The sequence below is a fragment of the Campylobacter sp. 2014D-0258 genome (genome assembly GCF_008000495.1).
GTDB classification, from domain to species: domain Bacteria; phylum Campylobacterota; class Campylobacteria; order Campylobacterales; family Campylobacteraceae; genus Campylobacter_D; species Campylobacter_D jejuni.
This window is the reverse complement of the sequence record NZ_VOAR01000020.1, coordinates 1-597: the sequence shown is the minus strand read 5'-3', so window position 1 is coordinate 597 and position 597 is coordinate 1. Positions and strand designations below refer to the sequence as shown.

General features: G+C 26.8%; 1 protein-coding gene. It reads left to right on the top strand.

Annotation, left to right across the window (positions count from 1 at the left end; genetic code table 11):
* Window positions 1–87: 87 nt before the first annotated feature.
* A partial coding sequence (locus SR62_RS03200; RefSeq protein ID WP_410002863.1) for a Cj0814 family flagellar-dependent secreted protein occupies window positions 88–597 on the top strand: 510 nt, incomplete at its 3' end.

Here is a 597-nt window from a genome sequence, read left to right as displayed (position 1 = left end):
CACCCCAAAACGGAACAGATTTTGCTTGTATTAGTTATATAAATATATTTAGGTTGAAGGCAGAAAAATCTAAATTAAGGAATTAATATGAGTATCTTTAGTATCAATGATAACTCAAACTATGGTTCTATACTTTCACAAGCAAAAGCTAATAAAGAAAGTAAAGAAAATTCCAAAATAAGTTTTGCTAATACTTTTTTAAAACAAAATGCTAGTAAATTAAATGAAATTCAAAATGCAAATTCACAAACTCTAGCAAGAAGTGAAGTATTAAATTCTACTAATACAACAAATACTAGCAATAATACTAATTTTAGTATAAGTAGTAAGACAAATTCTCCTAATTATGATATATCAAGTGAATTTAAAAACTCTATTTATACTCTAAAATACAAACAAGCAGATATAAGTAATACTTCTACTAATACAGCCTATGGTTATAGTGTAGATAAAGATGGTTATATGGGAAGTGATTTTAATAAAGCTGCAGGATTGCCTGAAGATTTTAAGATACATAAATCTACTTTGGATGAGATTAAAAAAGCTGCCGAAAATGATCCTGTTGTTTCAAGTACAAAAGAATACTTAGGAGTAAGC